Below are 17,145 nucleotides of genomic sequence, written 5' to 3'. Positions count from 1 at the left end.
GAGACCGCCGTCGCTGACATCCAGGCGACCCGGCCCAGCGCGTCATGCTAGCCGGCATCCCGCGGGGATCAACCGGCGCTGCTCCGCTCCGGTGATGTGGGATTAATCGGCTGCTGCGCCAAGGCCCATTCGACCAGCGGCAGCTGATCATTGCCAAAATAAAGGCGTTCGCCATCACCCAGTGGCACAAACAGGCTGGGTGAACCGAAGGCACCCCGGCCAACCGCCTCGTCGGTATTGGCGCGCAACTTTTCCTTGATTTCCGATGTTTGCGCCTGCTCCAGCAACGCGCGGCCATCCAGGCCAATAGCCCCGGCCACGGACTCGACCACGGCAGGCTCATCGAGATTCTTCTGCTCGGTGAAATACGCCGCGAAAGCCGCGTCCATAAAAGACTCCAGCTGCGCCTGATCCGGTTCAAGCACGCAGCAGCAGCGCATCACCAGGACCGACCGCAACGGGAAGTGTCGGGACGGAAAATTCATGGTCACACCGGACAGCGCAGCCCAATCCATTAGCGACTGCGCCATCTGTCGCCATTTTGGAGAATTGAGCTCCGTGTTGCGCGATTCGACAAAACCGCGATTCACGGCATTGTGCACACCACCCACCAGAAACGGACGCCAGCGAACAATGGCCCCGGTCCGCTGCGCCAATGGCCGCAGATTGTGGAAGGCCAGGCAGGTCCACGGGGAGGACAAATCGAAAAAACACTCAATACGTTGCGACATGGCCTTTCAAGTATCGATGAATCAATCAACAGCGCGGTGGTGTCAGCGATTCACGGGTGTTGTCTCGGCCTGTGTCGCCTCAAACTCAGCCAGCACCTGCGCCTCGGTCAACATCGGCGTGTCATTCGCCAAATCGTAGTAATCCGGTTTCTTATCGATGTAAATCTGGCTTTCGATCTCCAGGGTGGCGCCTTCAAAAAGACCTGCAGGCACAAAGTATTCCCCGGTCGGAAGCAATCGGTAGTACAGATGGGTTCCACACTGGGAACAGAAGGCTCGCTCCGCCCAGTCAGATGACGCAAAGGTTTTAACCTGCTCCATGCCGCTGACGGTGACATCAGTGCCGCAATGCACCGCCAGCATGGGCCCACCGCCACCCCAGCGACGACAGATTCCACAATGGCATGCGCCGATGTGCTGGGAATCCGGTGCGTTCACGGTCACCGCCCCGCATAGACATTGCCCTTCCATGATCAACTCCGCTTCAGTGCGTCCCAAGCCTGCGCCGAGCATGCAACGAATCACCGGCTCGTGCACCTCAGCGGCACCCGGTCGCCCGGATCCTCCAAGCGGGTTCACACCTCGGACATACCAGACGGTATGATCTTGTCAGGCGCCCGCATTCAGAGGCGCCACTGACAAGGACTGGTCCATGGAAGCCCGCCTCGCAGCCCTATTGGTGCGCCGCCGCTACATCTTCGCCCTGCTATCACTCGCCCTGGTCGCGCTAATCGCCAGCGGTGCAAGCAAGCTCTGGTTCGAGAGCAGCTACAAGATCTTCTTCAGCGACGATGACCCGCGGCTGGTGGCCTATGAAGCCATGGAGGACGCCTATACCCGGGGCGATAACGTTGCCTTTGTGTTGGCGCCGGACAACGGCAAGGTCTTCACAACTGCCAATCTCGAAGCCGTGATCTGGCTAACCGACCAGGCCTGGCAGTTGCAGCGCTCGGTGCGTGTGGATTCGATTACCAACTTCCAGTACAGCCGGGCTGAGCAGGATGACCTGATCGTCCGCGACCTGGTCGAAGACCCCGCGGTGCTGGATCAAACCGCATTGGATCGCCTAGAAGCGATCGCCCTGTCCGAGCCCGTACTGGTCCACGCGCTGATCTCCGAGCAGGCTCATGTCACCTCGGTCAATGTGCGCGTGGAGTTGCCGGACGATTCCCGCGAGCAAAGCGCCGTTGTCCCTGAGCTCATGGCCGACGTCTACGAGCTGCGCGATGCCTTCATCGAGCGCTATCCCCAGTTCGATGTCTACCTGATGGGCCAGGTGGTCGTGAACGAAAGCTTCAATGAGGCCGCCGCGCAGGACACCTCCACGCTAGTTCCGTTGATGTTCCTGGCCGTCATCGTGCTGCTCACCCTGTTCATGCGCAGCCTGTCGACGACGCTGGCCACGATCGTGATCATCCTGGTGTCGATTGCCGCAACCATGGGCGTGAGCGGCTGGCTCGGCTTTCAGATCAACCAGGTCAATGTCTCGGCCCCGATCATCATCCTGACGCTGGCCGTCTCGGACTGCGTCCATGTGCTGGTCAGCTATCTCAAGGACCTGCGCCGCGGTCTGGACAAACCGGCCGCCATGGAGCACGCGCTGGCGATCAACATCAAGCCGGTGTTCCTCACCTCCATCACCACCGCCATCGGTTTCTTCAGCCTGAATTTTTCCGATTCGCCGCCATTCCGCGAACTGGGCACCTCGGTTGGGTTTGGCGTGCTGGGGGCGATGCTGTGGTCACTGGTGCTGCTGCCCGGCGTCATGCTGCTACTCCCGATCCGGGTGCGGGCTGCCGGTGATGATCCCGACCGCAGCGGCGCCATGCTCAAGCTGGCCAACGTCATCATTACCCGGCATCGCATCATCTTCTGGGGCGTTCTGGCTGTCGCCGCCGTGCTGATCAGCTTCGTGCCGCGCAATGAATTCAACGATGACACCGTCGAATACTTCGACGAATCGCTGTCCATTCGCCAGGCCTTCGACTTTGTGCAGGACAACCTGACCGGCGTCGACAGCATTGCCTATTCCCTGCCCGCCGGCGAGGAGAACGGCATCGTCGACCCGCAGTACCTGCGTGATGTCGAGGCCTTTGCCAACTGGTATCGCCAGCAGCCCGAGGTCACGCATGTCTCCACGTTCACCGATGTGGTCAAGCGCCTCAATCGCAATATGCATGGTGATGACCCGGCGTACTACCGTCTGCCGGATGATCGCGAACTCATCGCCCAGTACATCCTGCTGTACGAGCTGTCGCTGCCGATGGGCTTGGACCTCAACAACCAGCTCACCTTCAACAAGTCGGCGACCAAGTTCCAGGTCAACATCAGCAACCTGAACTCCAAAGAGATCATCGCAGTGGAGGCCCGTGCCCAGGCCTGGCTGGCGACCAACGCGCCGGCGATTCAAACGCCGGGCTCCAGCGTGTCGTTGATGTTCGCCCATATCGGCCAGAACAATATCGAGGCCATGATGCGCGGGTCGGCGCTGGCCTTGGCCCTGATTGCGCTCACGCTCATCATCGCGTTGCGTTCGATCAAGTTCGGCCTGCTGTCACTGTTGCCGAATGCCTTTCCAGCCACGATTTCCTTCGGGCTATGGGGCATCTTCGTCGGTCAGGTCAATCTGGCCGTGGCGGCCGTGTTCTCGATCACGCTGGGTATCGTCGTGGACAACACCGTCCACTTCTTCAGCAAGTACCTGCGAGCCCGTCAGCAACTGGGCCACAGCACCGAGGATGCGATTCGCTATGCCTTCACCACGGTGGGCGCAGCGTTGGCGGTGACCACCGTGGCCCTGGCCGCCGGGTTCCTGATCCTGGCGCAGTCCTCCTTCGACGTGAATGCCTCGATGGGCATGATGACGGCGATGACCATTGGCATCGCGCTGGTCTTCGACCTGCTCTTCCTGCCGGGCCTGTTGCTGCGCTTCGACCGTAGCCCACGCGACTAGGCCGAGGCCGGCAATGGTTTGGCTGACTATCAATTGTTCGTGTACGCTCGCGTACGCAGAACAGGCAAGACCGACTGCAGTCGGCAAGGACCTGTGCGGAGATGACCCTCACTGAGACGGGCTCCACCCCGTCCCGGCCAGCGGCCGCCATACGGCGGCGCGGGCCATCTTCGTGCGACCGCATCATTCCTTCGGCGCGCGGACCGACCACGCGCCGATCAGACAACCCAGATCGGAGTGCACATGAGCGCGACTGACTACCAAACCCAGGGCCGCCTTGCGGTCATCCGCCTGCAAAACCCACCGGTGAACGGCCTTGGCCATCCGCTGCGCAAGGGCATTGTGGACGGCCTGGATACCGCCAATGCCGACGCCGGCGTCGACGCAATCATCCTGATCGGCGCCAGCGGCACGTTTAGCGGCGGCGCAGATATCCGCGAGTTCAACACGCCAGCGATGTTCGCCGAGCCTTCGCTGGCCACGGTGATCGACGCGATTGAAGCCAGCCCCAAGCCCGTCATCGCTGCCATCGACGGTGCCTGCATGGGCGGCGGCCTGGAACTGGCATTGGGTTGTCACTATCGCATCGCCAAGGCCGATGCGCAGATCGCGCTGCCCGAGGTGAAGCTGGGGCTGCTGCCCGGCGCCGGCGGCACCCAGCGCCTGCCCCGCGTGATCGGCTTGGAGGCCGCCCTGAACCTGATCGTTTCAGGCAGCATCGTGCCGGCCAAGCAATTCAAGGGCACGGACCTGTTTGATGCCATGGCCGGCGACGACCTGCTCGCCGATGCCGCAGCCTTTGCCGAAACCGTCATCGGCAAGACCGCCACGCTGATCCGCGACATCAAGGTCCAGCACCCGGAAGCGGAAGGCTTCCTCATGGTCGCCAAGAACACGGTGGCCGCCATGTCGGGTCATTTCCCGGCCCCGGTCAAGTGTGTAGAAGCCGTCGCGGCCTCTGTTGGCAAGTTCGACAAGGGCATCGCCACCGAACGCAAACTCTTCGGCGAACTGGTGAACACCCCGGAATCCAAGGCGCTGCGTCACGCGTTCTTCGGTGAGCGGGCAGCCAGCAAGATCACCGATGTGCCCAAGGACACCCCGACCCGCCAGATCGAGAAGGTCGCGGTCATCGGTGCCGGCACCATGGGCGGTGGCATCACCATGAATTTCCTCAATGCCGGCATTCCGGTCCGCCTGCTGGAGATGAAGCAGGAGGCCCTGGACCGTGGCATCGCCACCATCCGCAAGAACTACGAGGGGCGGGTCAAGAAGGGCAAGCTCACCGAGGAGAAACTGGAACAGCGCATGGCGCTCATCCACCCGACGCTGTCCTATGATGACCTGGGCGATACGGACCTGGTCATCGAGGCCGTGTTCGAGGACATGGATGTCAAACGCCAGGTCTTCGAGAAGCTGGACGCCGTGATGAAACCTGGCGCCATCCTCGCCAGCAACACCTCGACGCTGGATCTCAACAAGATCGCCAGCTTCACCCAACGCCCGGAAGATGTGGTCGGCCTGCACTTCTTCAGCCCCGCCAATGTCATGCGCCTGCTGGAAGTGGTGCGCGGCGACAAGACGGCCGACGATGTGCTGGTCACGGTCATGAAGCTGGGCAAGACCATCCGCAAACTCTGCGTTGTGGCCGGCGTCTGCGATGGCTTCATCGGCAACCGCATGGTCAACAAGTACGTGGCCCAGGCGCTGGCGATGCTGCAGGAAGGGGCCCTGCCCCAGCAGGTCGACAAGGCGGTGGAGTCCATCGGCTTCGCCATGGGCCCATTCCGGATGTCCGACCTGGCCGGCAATGATGTTGGCTGGTATATCCGCAAGCGCCACTACGAGGAATACCCCGACATGCCGCGCATGCCCATTGCGGACAAGCTCTGCGAAATGGGCCGCTTTGGCCAAAAGACCGGCGCGGGCTGGTACAAGTACGTGCCGGGGAACCGCAAACCGCAGCCCGATCCCGAAGTCGAGCAGATGATTCTCGACACCTGTCAGGAACTGGGCATCGAGCGGCGCACGCTGTCCGATGACGAAATCCGCGACCGCCTGGTGCTCTCGTTGGTCAACGAGGGTGCCCGCATTCTCGAGGACGGCATCGCTCAACGCGCTTCGGATATCGACATGGTCTACCTCAACGGCTATGGCTTCCCGCTGCATCTCGGCGGGCCGATGCTCTACGCCGATTCCATGGGGCTGTTCAATGTCGAGCGCCGCATGCGCCAGTTCGCCGCCCTGCCCGGCGCTGATGCCAAATTCTGGGAGCCCGCAGAACTGGTCAAGACGCTCGCCGCCGACGGCAAGACCTTCAACTAGTTCCTGCCATCCACACCGAATTCGAGAGAACCATCATGACTGAAGCTGTCATCGTATCCACCGCTCGTACGCCGCTGGCCAAGTCCTGGCGCGGCGCTTTCAACATGACCCACGGCGCCACGCTGGGTGGTCATGTGGTCCAGGCCGCCGTCGAACGCGCGGGCATTGAACCGGGTGAGGTCGAAGACCTCATCATGGGCTGTGCCTGGCCCGAGGGCGCCTGCGGATCCAACATCGCCCGCCAGATTGCGCTGCGTGCCGGACTGCCCATCACCGCGTCCGGCGTCACCGTCAATCGCTTCTGCTCCTCCGGTCTGCAGGCCATTGCCATGGCCGCGCACCGGGTCATCGTCGACCAGGTTCCCGTGATGATCGGCGGCGGCGTGGAGTCGATCTCCTGCGTGCAGAATGAAGCCAATATGCACATGCTTCAGGAATCCTGGCTGACGCAGAACAAGCCGGAGATCTACTGGCCCATGCTGCAAACCGCGGAGACCGTGGCCAAGCGCTACAACATCTCGCGCGAGCGCCAGGATGAGTATGGCGCGCGCAGTCAGCAGCGAGCGGAGGCCGCGCTGGCCGCCGGCAAGTTCGAGGACGAGATCGCGCCGATCACGGTGACTGCTGGAGTCATGGACAAAGCCAGCGGACAGTTGGTCACCAAGGAAGTGACGTCATCGCAGGACGAAGGCATCCGCCCCGGCACCACCTACGAGGCGGTGTCCAAGATCCGGCCGGCCGTGCCTGGTGGTGTCATCGCGGCGGGGAACGCCAGTCAGTTCTCCGACGGTGCCTCCGCCTGTGTGGTCATGAACAGCAAGCTTGCCGAGCAGCGCAATATCGAGCCGCTGGGCATTTTCCGTGGCTTCACGGTCGCCGGCTGTGAACCCGACGAAATGGGAATCGGCCCGGTGTTCGCGATTCCGCGGCTGCTGGAGCGCGCCGGTCTGGGTGTCGACGACATCGGCTTATGGGAGCTGAACGAGGCCTTTGCCGTCCAGGTCCTGTACTGCCAGGACAAGCTGGGCATCCCCGACGAGACCCTCAACGTCAATGGTGGTGCCATCGCCGTCGGCCACCCCTATGGCGTCACGGGCAGCCGCCTGGTCGGCCATGCGCTCATCGAGGGCAAGCGGCGCGGCGCCAAGCATGTCGTCGTAACCATGTGCATCGGTGGCGGCATGGGTGCGGCTGGACTGTTTGAAGTCGTTTAACACCGACTCCGCCGGCCGCGGTGACACCGCGGCCGGCGTTGTTCAAAGCAGCGGGCGTGGTGGCCACGCAGCGACATCAAGCGTTTCGCGGTAGCCATGCCACACCACGTGGCCCAGCCAGGGCAGCAGCACGGCATAGGCCAGAAAAGCCGTGAGCACCCCAACCACCACAAACAGGCCGATCACCCCAGCCCATACCAGCATGGCCGGCTTGTTGCGCAGCGTTGCGTGGATGCTCGACAGCACGGCGGTCACCGTGTCGGTTTGACGATCCAGCATCATCGGCAGCGAGAACGCACTCGCCATAAAAATGATGGCGCAGAACATCGCGCCAATGGCGCTACCGATGCCGAGAAACCGTAGCCACGCGGAGAGTGACGGCGCGGCACCCAGCGGGAAAAACACGTGGATCATGGCGGCTGCGCGCGCCCAGATCAGGAAGACCACGAGCAGGATCACAGCAAAGACCAGCGCATCGCCCAGGGCACTCCTGGCGTCGCCGATCGTGCGCCGTAGCGAGACCGGCGCTCCGCAGGCCAACCGTGCGCTGACCGCGTAAAGCGTGAGCGCCAACAGCGGACCCAAAAACACGAAGCCGCTCAACAACCCAAGATAAAAACCCAGGTTGCCCAGCCGCCAAGCGGCCAGCGCGATCAACCAGCTAATGCCCACCATCACGAGGCCGTAGCCCAGGCTGGTCCCGGCTGCTGCGCGCAGATCATGCCAGCCTGCCCGAAGCCAACCGAATGGCGCCGTCCAGTGCAGCGCATGGGCGCCGGCAACCAGTGGCCGGATAGCTTCACCGGTGGCCATCGACTGTCAGCCTCTGCCCTGGTCGGCTCTCACTGCAGCAGGCGGCTGATGCTGGACCCGACGTTAAAACCAGCCCCCAGTAGCAGCGCGATGAAGGTCAGCACCATGCCGACCACACGCCCCAGTGGGAAATGCGTGGTGAACGCCAAGGCGTAGCCATGCAACAGACGCCCGATCAGCAGGCAAAGGCCCATCAAATGCAATAGCCAGCCGGGCGATCCGGCCAGCTCCGCAAAACCGATCAGCACGAGCACCAATGCGGTGTACTCCGCAAAATTGCCGTGGGCACGGACACGACGTGCCACATCTTCGCGCCCGCCATCACCCAGACTCGGTCCATCGGGACCCGATCGAGCCTGAATCACCCAAATGCTGAGCACCAGGAACCACAAGGCAAGCAGGCCGGCATAAAGCGGCGTTACGATCATCAGCATGGCCTCTTCAAGATTTGGTGCCGGCCGAGCATGCCACAGCAAACAAACCGGTCAACCAAGATCCAAGCGTGATCGCGTGGCCGCTCTGGGTCGGCATGGCATCGCGCTAACCACCGGCCAGCTTCGCTAGAACAAGCCCTGATTCAACCAAAGATGCGTGGCGATCCCGGCCGCGTAACCCAATGCAATCGCCCAGCTCCAGCGCAGGTGCGAGAAGAAGGTATAACGACCATGCGCCTGCCCCATGACGGCAACACCAGCGGCAGACCCAATGGACAGCAGCGAGCCACCCACGCCCGCAGTCAGCGTGACCAACAACCAGTGCCCGTCGGACATCACCGGGTCCATGCTGAGCACCGCGTACATCACCGGAATGTTGTCAATGATTGCTGAGGCGACACCAACCAGAATATTGGCCGTCATGGGCCCCAGGCCTTCGTAGATGAACTGCGAACCGACTGCCAGATACCCCAGGGCACCCAGGCCGCCAACGCACACGATGATGCCGTAGAAGAACAACAGCGTATCCCACTCGGCCCTGGCCACTTCTCGAAAGGTATTCGGGGCGTGGGGTTCGGTGTGATCGGACATCATTTCATCATGCGATACGAAGGTCATCGGCTGCCCCTGGCGTCGCAGTCCAGACCAGTTGAGGTACCAACCGTAGAGTTTCAACAACCCCAACCCGCCCATCATGCCCAGCGCAGGCGGCAGGTGAAACGCGGTGTGCATGGTCACGGTCACCGCCACGGTCACGACGAACATCCCGATAATGATGTACCCGCCCCGTTTGACCTCAACGGACTCGGACAGCGCCTCGGGGCGCCCACCGGGCACTGCAAAACTGAGGATGACCGCCGGCACGATCCAGTTCACGAACGCGGGTAGCAGCAGCGCCATAAATTCCGCGGCACCCAACACGCCCTTCTGCCAGACCATCAGGGTCGTAATGTCTCCGAACGGGCTGAACGCCCCGCCCGCATTCGCCGCCACCACGATATTGATGCAGGCCACGACAACGAATCGCGTTTGCGAGCCGCCCACGGTCAAGGCCACCGAAGACAACACCAGGGCGGTGGTCATGTTGTCAGCCAGCGGCGACATCACGAACGCCAGCACGCCCGTAATCCAGAACACCATGCGCAGCGAGAACCCGCGCCCGACCAGCCAGCTGCGCAAGGCATCAAATACGCCGCGCTCCTGCAGCGTATTGACATAGGTCATGGCCACCAGCAGGAACAACAGGAGTTCACCGAACTCCAGCAGGCTATGGCGGACCATTTCGCCAGCCCAGTGTGGCTGTCCGGCCAGCGTGTAGGCCAGCCCGATCAGCGTCCAGATGAACCCGGCTGCCATGAGCACCGGAATGGACTTGCGCATGCCACTCCATTCCTCCAGCACCACCAGCACATAGGCCACGACGAACAACAGCAAGCTGGTGATACCGAACCAGCTCATGGTGAGATCCAAGGCTGGACCCGTCGTTGTATCGGCAGCCCACACAAGCGAAGGCGTCAACAACAGGCTGGCGAGCACGATCAACAGTCGCGACATAGCAATCAGGAGAGAAAACGGGGCGGCGAGCATAGCGATCCACCGTTATTTAGCAAGGCAGCCTAATCATGCCCACGATCAATAGCACAGGAATCGATGGCCGGCCGTCCGGCCTGCCTCCCGACTCAATAACTCGCCCTGCCGGCCGACAACATGTTATTCAAGCATCAGGAAGACACGGATTGATTCGCACTGCCGAGCGGCCGTCTGATATCGGACCAGGCAAGACGCATGCGCTCGCGTTGGATCATCCCCGATCAGCAGCAAGCGGTGTTCCGCAAGACAGGGTTGTCGCTTGCCGATCTGAAAGGACCATCGGGGACGCGCTCCGTCCGGCCTGGCGGACCACAGCCACGGCCTTGGCGAGCGGACCTCAATCAGCGTTTTCTTAACACCCGGGTTGAAGAGGTGAGCGGCACACCATGGATGCGATAGAGACGCGAGACACCATTGCGGACACCGCAGCCTGGCGCCTGTTGAATGCGCGCCTGAACGGCACCAACAACGACCACCTTCTGAAACTCCTGGCTGCGGGGACCGCAGCCGATGTCGCCCAGGAGACGCTGGAGCAAGAACGCGCGCTGCGCCTGATGCTCGCCCCCAACGCGCATGCGCGGCTGGTTGAATTCCGGAAGATGCCCGCCCTGGTCTGGAACCCGACCGCATGGCCAGCACAACGGGGTGACCAGTACCTGTTGGCGCAGGCACCACTGGATCCAACGGCTGCCGTGCAAATCACCGGTGCACTGCTGCGGCAGCTCGATGCGCTGCACAGCTCGGGCCGGGCACTCAAGGCGCTCCACCCAGGCATGCTGCTGATCGGAGAGGCGCCCGGCGTGGAGCTGCTCGGTCTGGACCAGACGGCGGGTATTCCGTACACGGCCGACCCGGACCAGGTACTGGATCTCGACCATCTGGCCTACCTGGCGCCGGAGTGCAGTGGCCGCCAATTCGCCCAGATCGATCGCCGCGCAGACCTCTATGCCGTCGGGGCCATGCTGTTTCACATGCTGACCGGCGCTCCGCCCTTCGGGACCGCCGAAGACGACCCTCTTGCCCTGTTGCATCGCCACCTGACACAGGCGCCAGCGCTGGCCGACGCCAAGGCGCCGGACTGCGACGCCTTGCTGGCAGCGATCATCGACAAGCTCCTGCGCAAGCACCCGGCGGATCGCTATCAATCTGCATACGGTTTGCTCGCAGACCTGGAGCGTTGGCTGACCGGCGACACCACGATGCCGGTCGATGGATTGGGACATCAGGACCCGGTCACTACGTATACCCCCAGTCGGCGCCTGTTCGCCCGCGAGGCCAATGCCCGCGATCTCAATGCGCGCCTGCAACAGGTCCGAAACGGCAGCCTGCACTGCCAACTCATCACCGGAACCTCAGGCATTGGCAAGTCGGCTTTTGCCAGGCATTGCCTTGCATCCGAGCCAGACCTCATCTGGGCCGAGGGCAAATTCGATCAGGCCCAGCGCAACCGTCCCTACTCGGCATGGCAGAGCATCATCCGCCAGTCGCTCAGCGAATTGCGGGCACGCGGAATGGGCCAAGAACAACGGAATGCCTTACTCAAACGCCATGCAGAAGCCCTGAGTGTCCTGCGACCGGGCGACTATGAGACGGGTGAGCGGGCGCAGGATTTGTCTCCTGAAGCCCAGGCGCGCATGCGCTACGACGCCGAATGCCTCATCGCCGAACTGGCCGACCTGGCGCGCCCGATGGTGGTGTTTGTCGACGATTTGCAGTGGGCAGATTCCGCCTCTCTCGACTTGCTGGCTCATCTGGTCAAGTCGCAGATCACACGCCATCTGCTCATCCTGGGGGCCTACCGTGACAACGAGGTCACGCAGAACCCGCAGCTCGCCACCTGGCTGGCGCAGACTGAAGAATCGGAGCGAGTCAGCCGGATACAGCTGGCACCGCTGGATCAAGACGCCATCACGCGGTTGATCGACACCGAGCTTCCCATGGCCGCCAACGCCCGAGACGCGATGGTCCGGCATTTGGGAGAGATCACCGGCGGCAATCCCTTCTTTCTTCGCCGCGTGCTGATGGACTGGTGGGACCACGGACTGCTGCATATGAATGCAGCGACGCGCTGCTGGCAGCCAGACCTTGCCGGGTTGCAGGCACTCCCGCTTCCCGATGATGTGGTCGATCTGGTGCTGGAGCAGCTACGCCGCCAGCCGGCAACGGTTCAGGACAGCCTGCGCCACCTGGCGGGACTGGATAACGCAGCCACGACCGATGAGCTGGCGGCCTTGCTCGGGATCGAAGCCGATGAGCTGCATCGCCAACTCGAGATCGCCCATCGGTACCAGCTGATTCACTGGAGCGACGAGCAACCCCGGTTCTGGCATGACCGAATCCAGGAAGCCGCATACACCCTCACGCCGGAGCAGGACCGCCCAGACTTTCACCACCATCTGGCACGGTTTCTCCACCGCCAGGATGCCGAGCATCATCGGGTTATGGCGCAATACCTTCGCGCCTTGGCCCGAATCGAGACGGCAACGGAACGCAGCGCGGTCTTCAATCTGGCCCTGCAAACCGCGGAGGCAGCCAATGCCGAGTTTGCACACGACGTGGCCCTGCAGACCTACCAGGCGGCGGAAGTCCTGCGGCCGAGCGATCACTGGGCGCAAGACCCTGAGCAGGCACTGAGCTTTGAACTGGCATTGATTCGCTGCGAGTTTCGCAGCGGCAGCGAACAAGCCGCCCGCGACCGGATTCGGGCACTGGAGCAACGCAACCTGGATGTTGTGGAGCGCGCGATGCTGGATCAGCTGCTCATCGAGCGTCTGATCGCAGACGACGATCAACACGGTGCGCTGGACTACGCCCTGGTGACACTCGACCGCCTGGGTGTATCCATCCCCCGCGACGATGACGCACTCGTCCAACGCGTGGCCAGCCAACGACAGCGGATTGCTGAACAGGCGATGGCCACCGATCTTGAAGCCGCACCGTTGCTGGATGACCCCAAGGCGGCCATCGCCCTGTCGGTCATGACCGGCGCGGCCGGCGCCGCCTACGTCATGCGTCCGCAGCTATGGCAGGCGCTGACCTTATCCATGATGCAGCTGACGCTGGACCGGGGCGTGAACGCGCTGTCGTCGTTTGCCTACGGGTTTTATGCCGTGCTGCTGAGCGGCGTGTTCGGCGACATTCCCGCCGGCGAACGGATGGGCCGACAAGCCCTGCAATTATTGCAACGCTTCAAGGCCCGGCCGCTGGAAGCAAAGATTCTCAACCTCTACTACGTGTTTGTCGCGCACTGGACGCGACCGCTGCGCGAATCGCTCACAGAACTGCCCCGCGGCTTTCAATCCGGGATCGACCATGGCGATTTCGAGTACGGCTGTTACAACGGCATTCAATTCGGCAAACATGCCGTTTTCACCGGCATTCCGCTGTCTGAAGCCCTGCGGCAGCAGAATCGCTGCATCGAACTGATTCGCAAGCTGCATATGGCCTATCACGTGGGCTTCGCACAGGTCTGGCGACAGCTGGCCATGAATCTGTCGGATCAGGGCGGCGTCGGTATCGAGCTGGTTGGTGACGACTACGATGCCAATGCACTGGCCGCCGAGCTGGAATCGGGCAATAGCCCGTTTCTGGTGTTCAACATCCGGGTCTCGCAGATGATCGTCTGCCACCTGCTGGATGAACCCGAGCAGGCCCTGGCCTATGCGCGCAAGGCCGAAGCCTACGCCTACGGCGCACCTGGGATGGCGGAGCTGGCCGAGTTCAGCCTCTACTACCCCCTGATCCTGTTCGCCGCGACACAAGGCGCGCCCGGGGCAGACGATCGGGCACGCATCGTCCAGTGCTACCGCCGACTCCGACGCTGGGCACGCTATGCACCGGGCAACTTTGCCCATAAGGCAGACCTGGTCCGAGCGGTCTGCCGATCGTATGGCCAGCGTCATCAGGAGGCCATCGTCGCCTTTGAATCAGCAATCACCGGCGCCGCTCAACACGAGTACACCAACGTTCAGGCACTGGCAGAAGAGTTTTTCGCCCAGCATTGGCAGCGACAACAAGCCTGGCTGACCGCGGATCACTACCTGACCCAGGCCGTGGAGCACTACAACCAATGGGGTGCCACGGCCAAGGTCCGCAGGTTGCGCGACCAGCGAGTCGGTCGCGGAGGCGAGAGCCATGCCGCGACCGCGCCGGTACAGACCAGCCTCACGGCCTTGGATGGCTTGTCCGCGCTCAAGGCGTCCTCGACCATCACCGAGCAGGCCACGCCGGAAGCCATGCGACGTGGCCTCGCACAGATGCTTGTTGAAAACGCCGGTGCCCACTGGGGCTGCCTGGGCGAGGTCCATGCCGGCGGGCTGCATGTCCTGTCTGCGGCCGGCGAGCTGCCCGATGCAGAACAGGGTGACCCGGCGATTCCGGACATGCTGATCCAATCCATGTTGCGCAGTGCCAAACCACTGATTGTCCACGACATGGCCGCCACCGAGTGGCCGGACCAGGACCCGGTGCTCAAACGTCGCGGCGTGCTCTCCGCGGTTTGTTTGCCGCTGCGTCTGTATGGCCAGACCACCGGATTCGCCTATATGGAGCAACGCAGCAGCGCCTATGCGTTCTCCGATGAACAGGTGGCCGTCATCACCCTACTCGCCACACAGGCGGCCACGGCATTGCGGGGCATCGAAACGCAGCGGGAACTGGAACGACGCGTGGAAATCCGCACGCATGAACTGGCCGAAGCCAACCGCGCGCTGGAAGCCGAGCGCCAACAACTGACGCGATTAAGCGCCGACCTGGACACCTTCGCGTCGGCGGCCTCCCACGACCTGCAGGCCCCACTGCGCCGTATTAGCGGCGTTGTGGACTTGTTGGGGCCCCGTCTGGAAGACCAGCTGGACGAACGCACGAGCAAGATGTTCGGCATGATCGGCCAGAGCGCGCAGGAAGCATCGGAGCAGGTGCAGGGCCTGCTGCAGCTGGCACGCTCGTCCCAGTCTGACCAAGACCGGGAGTCAGCACCGCTGGAGCAAATCGTCGCCGGTGCGCTGCAGGCCTGCGGCGAGGATGGATTTGCCCCCGAGCAACTCACGCTGCGCGGCGGCGAACTGCTTGTATTTGGTCATACGGCGAATCTGCGCAGCCTGCTCCAGAATCTGATGAGCAATGCCTATCGCCACCGCGCCGCCGACCGCCCCGCCAGGCTGCTCATCGATGCCCAGGCCAAACAGAACCGGCTGCACATCCGGGTGGAAGACGATGGCGACGGCATTCCGGCTGCTGACCGCGAGCGTCTGCTACAGCCCAAGCAACAGGGGCACGGCCCCAAGCGCGGCACGCTGGGACTGGGGCTGGCCATCTGCACGCGCGTGGTCGAAGCCCACGACGGTCAGCTTCGTATTGAAGATCCGCAGGAATACGCCGGCGCCAGCTTCGTATTCGATCTCCCACTGCCCCCAGACGTCGCTAACCCGGCGTCAACCTGAGCACCCGGCCATCGGGGGCATCGGTCAACACGATCACCGCACCATCGGGGGCCACCCTGACGTCACGCAGCCGAACGCCGCGGTCTTGCATCAGCACATGCTGGCCGACGACGCGGCCGGACGCATCGAGCTCGACCCGCCGCAAACTGCGTTCTGCCAGGGTGGAGACCAGCAAATTACCCTGCCAGTCGGCAAACCGTTCCCCGCGGTATAGCGCCATGCCGCTGGGCGCGATTGAGGGCGTCCAAACCACCAGCGGATCGATCATGCCAGGGCGCTGCTTATACGGCGAAATCACCGCCCCGGAATAGTCGATGCCATGGGTGGCAACCGGCCAGCCGTAGTTCCCGCCCGGCTGCAGCCGATTGATCTCATCCCCACCCCGCGGCCCATGCTCGTGGGCGTAGACGCGACCGGATTGTTCGTCCACCACCAGTCCCTGGACGTTGCGATTGCCGTAGGTGTAGATCGCATCCAGGGCCTCGGGCTGATCAACAAAGGGATTGTCATCCGGAATGCTGCCATCGGCGTTGACCCGCACAATGGTTCCAAGATGCGAATCCAGGCGTTGCGCTGCCTCTCGATAGTCGAAGCCATCGCCCAAGGTGAGCAGCAACGTGCCATCCGGCAGCCAGGCCATGCGTCCGCCATAGTGGACCGGCGTGTCCTTGTTCGGTGCGGCGGTAAAGATGGGCGTGACCTCCTCCAGCCGATCATCGACCAGCCTGGCGCGGACCACCCGTGTCGCGTTGGCATCGGGGGTGCCATGCGCAAACGACAGATAGACATGACCCGAGTTCGCAAAATCACGCGCCGGCAACACATCAAACAAGCCGCCCTGGCTGGCTGCATAAACGGCCGGCACGCCCGCAACCGGTTCCGGACGCAATCCGCCCTCATCCAGGATGCGTAACTGCCCGGCGCGCTCGGTAATCAGCCAGCGCCCATCCGGCAAAAACGCCACACACCACGGGTGATTCAACCCCGTTGCGAGGGTTTCGACCTTGGGTGGGGCGGCGAAGAGCAGGCTGGCCGGAATGGTGGCCAGCAGTCCGGTGGCCAAACAGCGAAGTATTCGATTCATCATCGTGCAGCACGACGCGGGTGGACGGTCCACGGTAACAGCGGCGAGGCTGGTGCACACTAGCGGTACAACCAACCGAGACGAACCGTGATGCGACAGCGAATCGCCTGGACATTCATCGCCCTGCTGGCCGCCGTGCTGACCACCACCCTGCTCGGCAGCGTGACCCAAACCCAGTTCAACCTGGCGGCCCTGCAATCGCTGGGCACGCCGATTCCGCTGGGCGTCCGCGCGGCCACCACCTGGCAGGACCTGGCCGGCTTCGCGCCGTCCCTGGCCGGCATCACAGCTGGCGGATTCATGGTCGCATTCATCGTCTCGGGCCTGCTGGCGCACTGGCTTCGTGATCTACGACTGCCGTTGCACGTGCTGGCCGGCGCCACCGCGCTGATCACGGCCTTTGTCATCATGAATCAGCTGTTCGGAATTACGGCCGTAGCGGCCACACGCAGCCTGGCAGGCCTATTGGCCCTGGGCGTCTGCGGCGCGGTGGGCGGCTGGGTGTTCGCACGCATCAGCAGACGCGGCGCACGCAAAGGAACCTGACGCCTGACACCTGC

Annotated in this window: 11 protein-coding genes; 5 read left to right on the top strand and 6 right to left on the bottom strand. The window is 62.9% G+C overall.

The genetic code is table 11. The features are described from left to right. Positions 1 to 68 precede the first annotated feature (68 nt). Both DEH80_RS02060 and DEH80_RS02055 read right to left on the bottom strand, forming a co-directional pair. Positions 69 to 731: a 2-hydroxychromene-2-carboxylate isomerase gene (locus DEH80_RS02060; RefSeq protein ID WP_109718815.1), complete on the bottom strand. Its 663-nt coding sequence runs from the start codon at positions 729 to 731 to the stop codon at positions 69 to 71. A 42-nt stretch (positions 732 to 773) separates the two neighbouring features. Continuing rightward, positions 774 to 1,202, bottom strand: coding sequence for a GFA family protein (locus DEH80_RS02055; RefSeq protein ID WP_109719012.1), 429 nt, complete (start codon positions 1,200 to 1,202; stop codon positions 774 to 776). 181 nt (positions 1,203 to 1,383) lie between these two features. On the opposite strand from DEH80_RS02055, the gene DEH80_RS02050 reads away from it, so the two are divergent. The 3 genes from DEH80_RS02050 to DEH80_RS02040 all read left to right on the top strand — a co-directional run bounded on the left by DEH80_RS02050 (position 1,384) and on the right by DEH80_RS02040 (position 7,223). Beyond that, positions 1,384 to 3,684, top strand: a complete 2,301-nt coding sequence (locus DEH80_RS02050) for an efflux RND transporter permease subunit (protein ID WP_109718814.1) — start codon at positions 1,384 to 1,386, stop codon at positions 3,682 to 3,684. A 243-nt stretch (positions 3,685 to 3,927) separates the two neighbouring features. Continuing rightward, positions 3,928 to 6,009: a 3-hydroxyacyl-CoA dehydrogenase NAD-binding domain-containing protein gene (locus tag DEH80_RS02045; protein ID WP_109718813.1), complete on the top strand. Its 2,082-nt coding sequence runs from the start codon at positions 3,928 to 3,930 to the stop codon at positions 6,007 to 6,009. Positions 6,010 to 6,044: 35 nt separating this feature from the next. Further along, a complete protein-coding gene (locus DEH80_RS02040; protein ID WP_109718812.1) occupies positions 6,045 to 7,223 on the top strand; it encodes an acetyl-CoA C-acyltransferase in 1,179 nt (392 codons plus the stop codon). 42 nt (positions 7,224 to 7,265) lie between these two features. Here the strand turns inward: DEH80_RS02040 and DEH80_RS02035 are convergent, their stop codons facing one another. From DEH80_RS02035 to nhaD, 3 genes are all read right to left on the bottom strand, one after another. Beyond that, complete coding sequence (locus DEH80_RS02035; RefSeq protein WP_109718811.1) at positions 7,266 to 8,036, bottom strand: DUF2189 domain-containing protein; 771 nt, start codon at positions 8,034 to 8,036, stop codon at positions 7,266 to 7,268. Positions 8,037 to 8,065: 29 nt separating this feature from the next. Next, positions 8,066 to 8,470, bottom strand: coding sequence for an MAPEG family protein (locus DEH80_RS02030; RefSeq protein WP_207774408.1), 405 nt, complete (start codon positions 8,468 to 8,470; stop codon positions 8,066 to 8,068). A gap of 126 nt (positions 8,471 to 8,596) precedes the next feature. Beyond that, positions 8,597 to 10,024, bottom strand: coding sequence for a sodium:proton antiporter NhaD (gene nhaD / locus DEH80_RS02025; protein WP_330408651.1), 1,428 nt, complete (start codon positions 10,022 to 10,024; stop codon positions 8,597 to 8,599). A gap of 422 nt (positions 10,025 to 10,446) precedes the next feature. Between nhaD and DEH80_RS02020 the strand changes: the two genes are divergently transcribed. After that, on the top strand, positions 10,447 to 15,501 hold the full coding sequence (locus tag DEH80_RS02020) for an AAA family ATPase (RefSeq protein ID WP_109718809.1): 5,055 nt from the start codon (positions 10,447 to 10,449) through the stop codon (positions 15,499 to 15,501). Here DEH80_RS02020 and DEH80_RS02015 read toward each other — a convergent pair. Next, on the bottom strand, positions 15,482 to 16,588 hold the full coding sequence (locus tag DEH80_RS02015) for a PQQ-dependent sugar dehydrogenase (protein ID WP_207774405.1): 1,107 nt from the start codon (positions 16,586 to 16,588) through the stop codon (positions 15,482 to 15,484). The two genes, DEH80_RS02020 and DEH80_RS02015, sit on opposite strands and share 20 nt — an antisense overlap. Positions 16,589 to 16,675: 87 nt before the next feature. Between DEH80_RS02015 and DEH80_RS02010 the strand changes: the two genes are divergently transcribed. Further along, positions 16,676 to 17,131 (top strand): hypothetical protein, encoded by a 456-nt coding sequence (locus DEH80_RS02010; protein ID WP_207774403.1) that lies wholly within the window; start codon positions 16,676 to 16,678, stop codon positions 17,129 to 17,131. The last annotated feature ends 14 nt before the right edge of the window (positions 17,132 to 17,145 follow it).

Origin of the sequence: Abyssibacter profundi (assembly GCF_003151135.1) — a bacterium.
In the GTDB taxonomy this organism is placed as follows: Bacteria; Pseudomonadota; Gammaproteobacteria; order Nevskiales; family OUC007; genus Abyssibacter; species Abyssibacter profundi.
The sequence above is the reverse complement of the archived record's forward strand: the minus strand, read 5'-3'. Positions and strand labels throughout refer to the sequence as shown.

Coding starts and splice junctions, on each gene's coding strand:
- DEH80_RS02060 (WP_109718815.1), bottom strand. CDS start 731: ATGTCGCAACGTATTGAGTGTTTTTTCGATTTGTCCTCCCCGTGGACC.
- DEH80_RS02055 (WP_109719012.1), bottom strand. CDS start 1,202: ATGGAAGGGCAATGTCTATGCGGGGCGGTGACCGTGAACGCACCGGAT.
- DEH80_RS02050 (WP_109718814.1), top strand. CDS start 1,384: ATGGAAGCCCGCCTCGCAGCCCTATTGGTGCGCCGCCGCTACATCTTC.
- DEH80_RS02045 (WP_109718813.1), top strand. CDS start 3,928: ATGAGCGCGACTGACTACCAAACCCAGGGCCGCCTTGCGGTCATCCGC.
- DEH80_RS02040 (WP_109718812.1), top strand. CDS start 6,045: ATGACTGAAGCTGTCATCGTATCCACCGCTCGTACGCCGCTGGCCAAG.
- DEH80_RS02035 (WP_109718811.1), bottom strand. CDS start 8,036: ATGGCCACCGGTGAAGCTATCCGGCCACTGGTTGCCGGCGCCCATGCG.
- DEH80_RS02030 (WP_207774408.1), bottom strand. CDS start 8,470: ATGCTGATGATCGTAACGCCGCTTTATGCCGGCCTGCTTGCCTTGTGG.
- nhaD (WP_330408651.1), bottom strand. CDS start 10,024: ATGTCGCGACTGTTGATCGTGCTCGCCAGCCTGTTGTTGACGCCTTCG.
- DEH80_RS02020 (WP_109718809.1), top strand. CDS start 10,447: ATGGATGCGATAGAGACGCGAGACACCATTGCGGACACCGCAGCCTGG.
- DEH80_RS02015 (WP_207774405.1), bottom strand. CDS start 16,588: ATGATGAATCGAATACTTCGCTGTTTGGCCACCGGACTGCTGGCCACC.
- DEH80_RS02010 (WP_207774403.1), top strand. CDS start 16,676: ATGCGACAGCGAATCGCCTGGACATTCATCGCCCTGCTGGCCGCCGTG.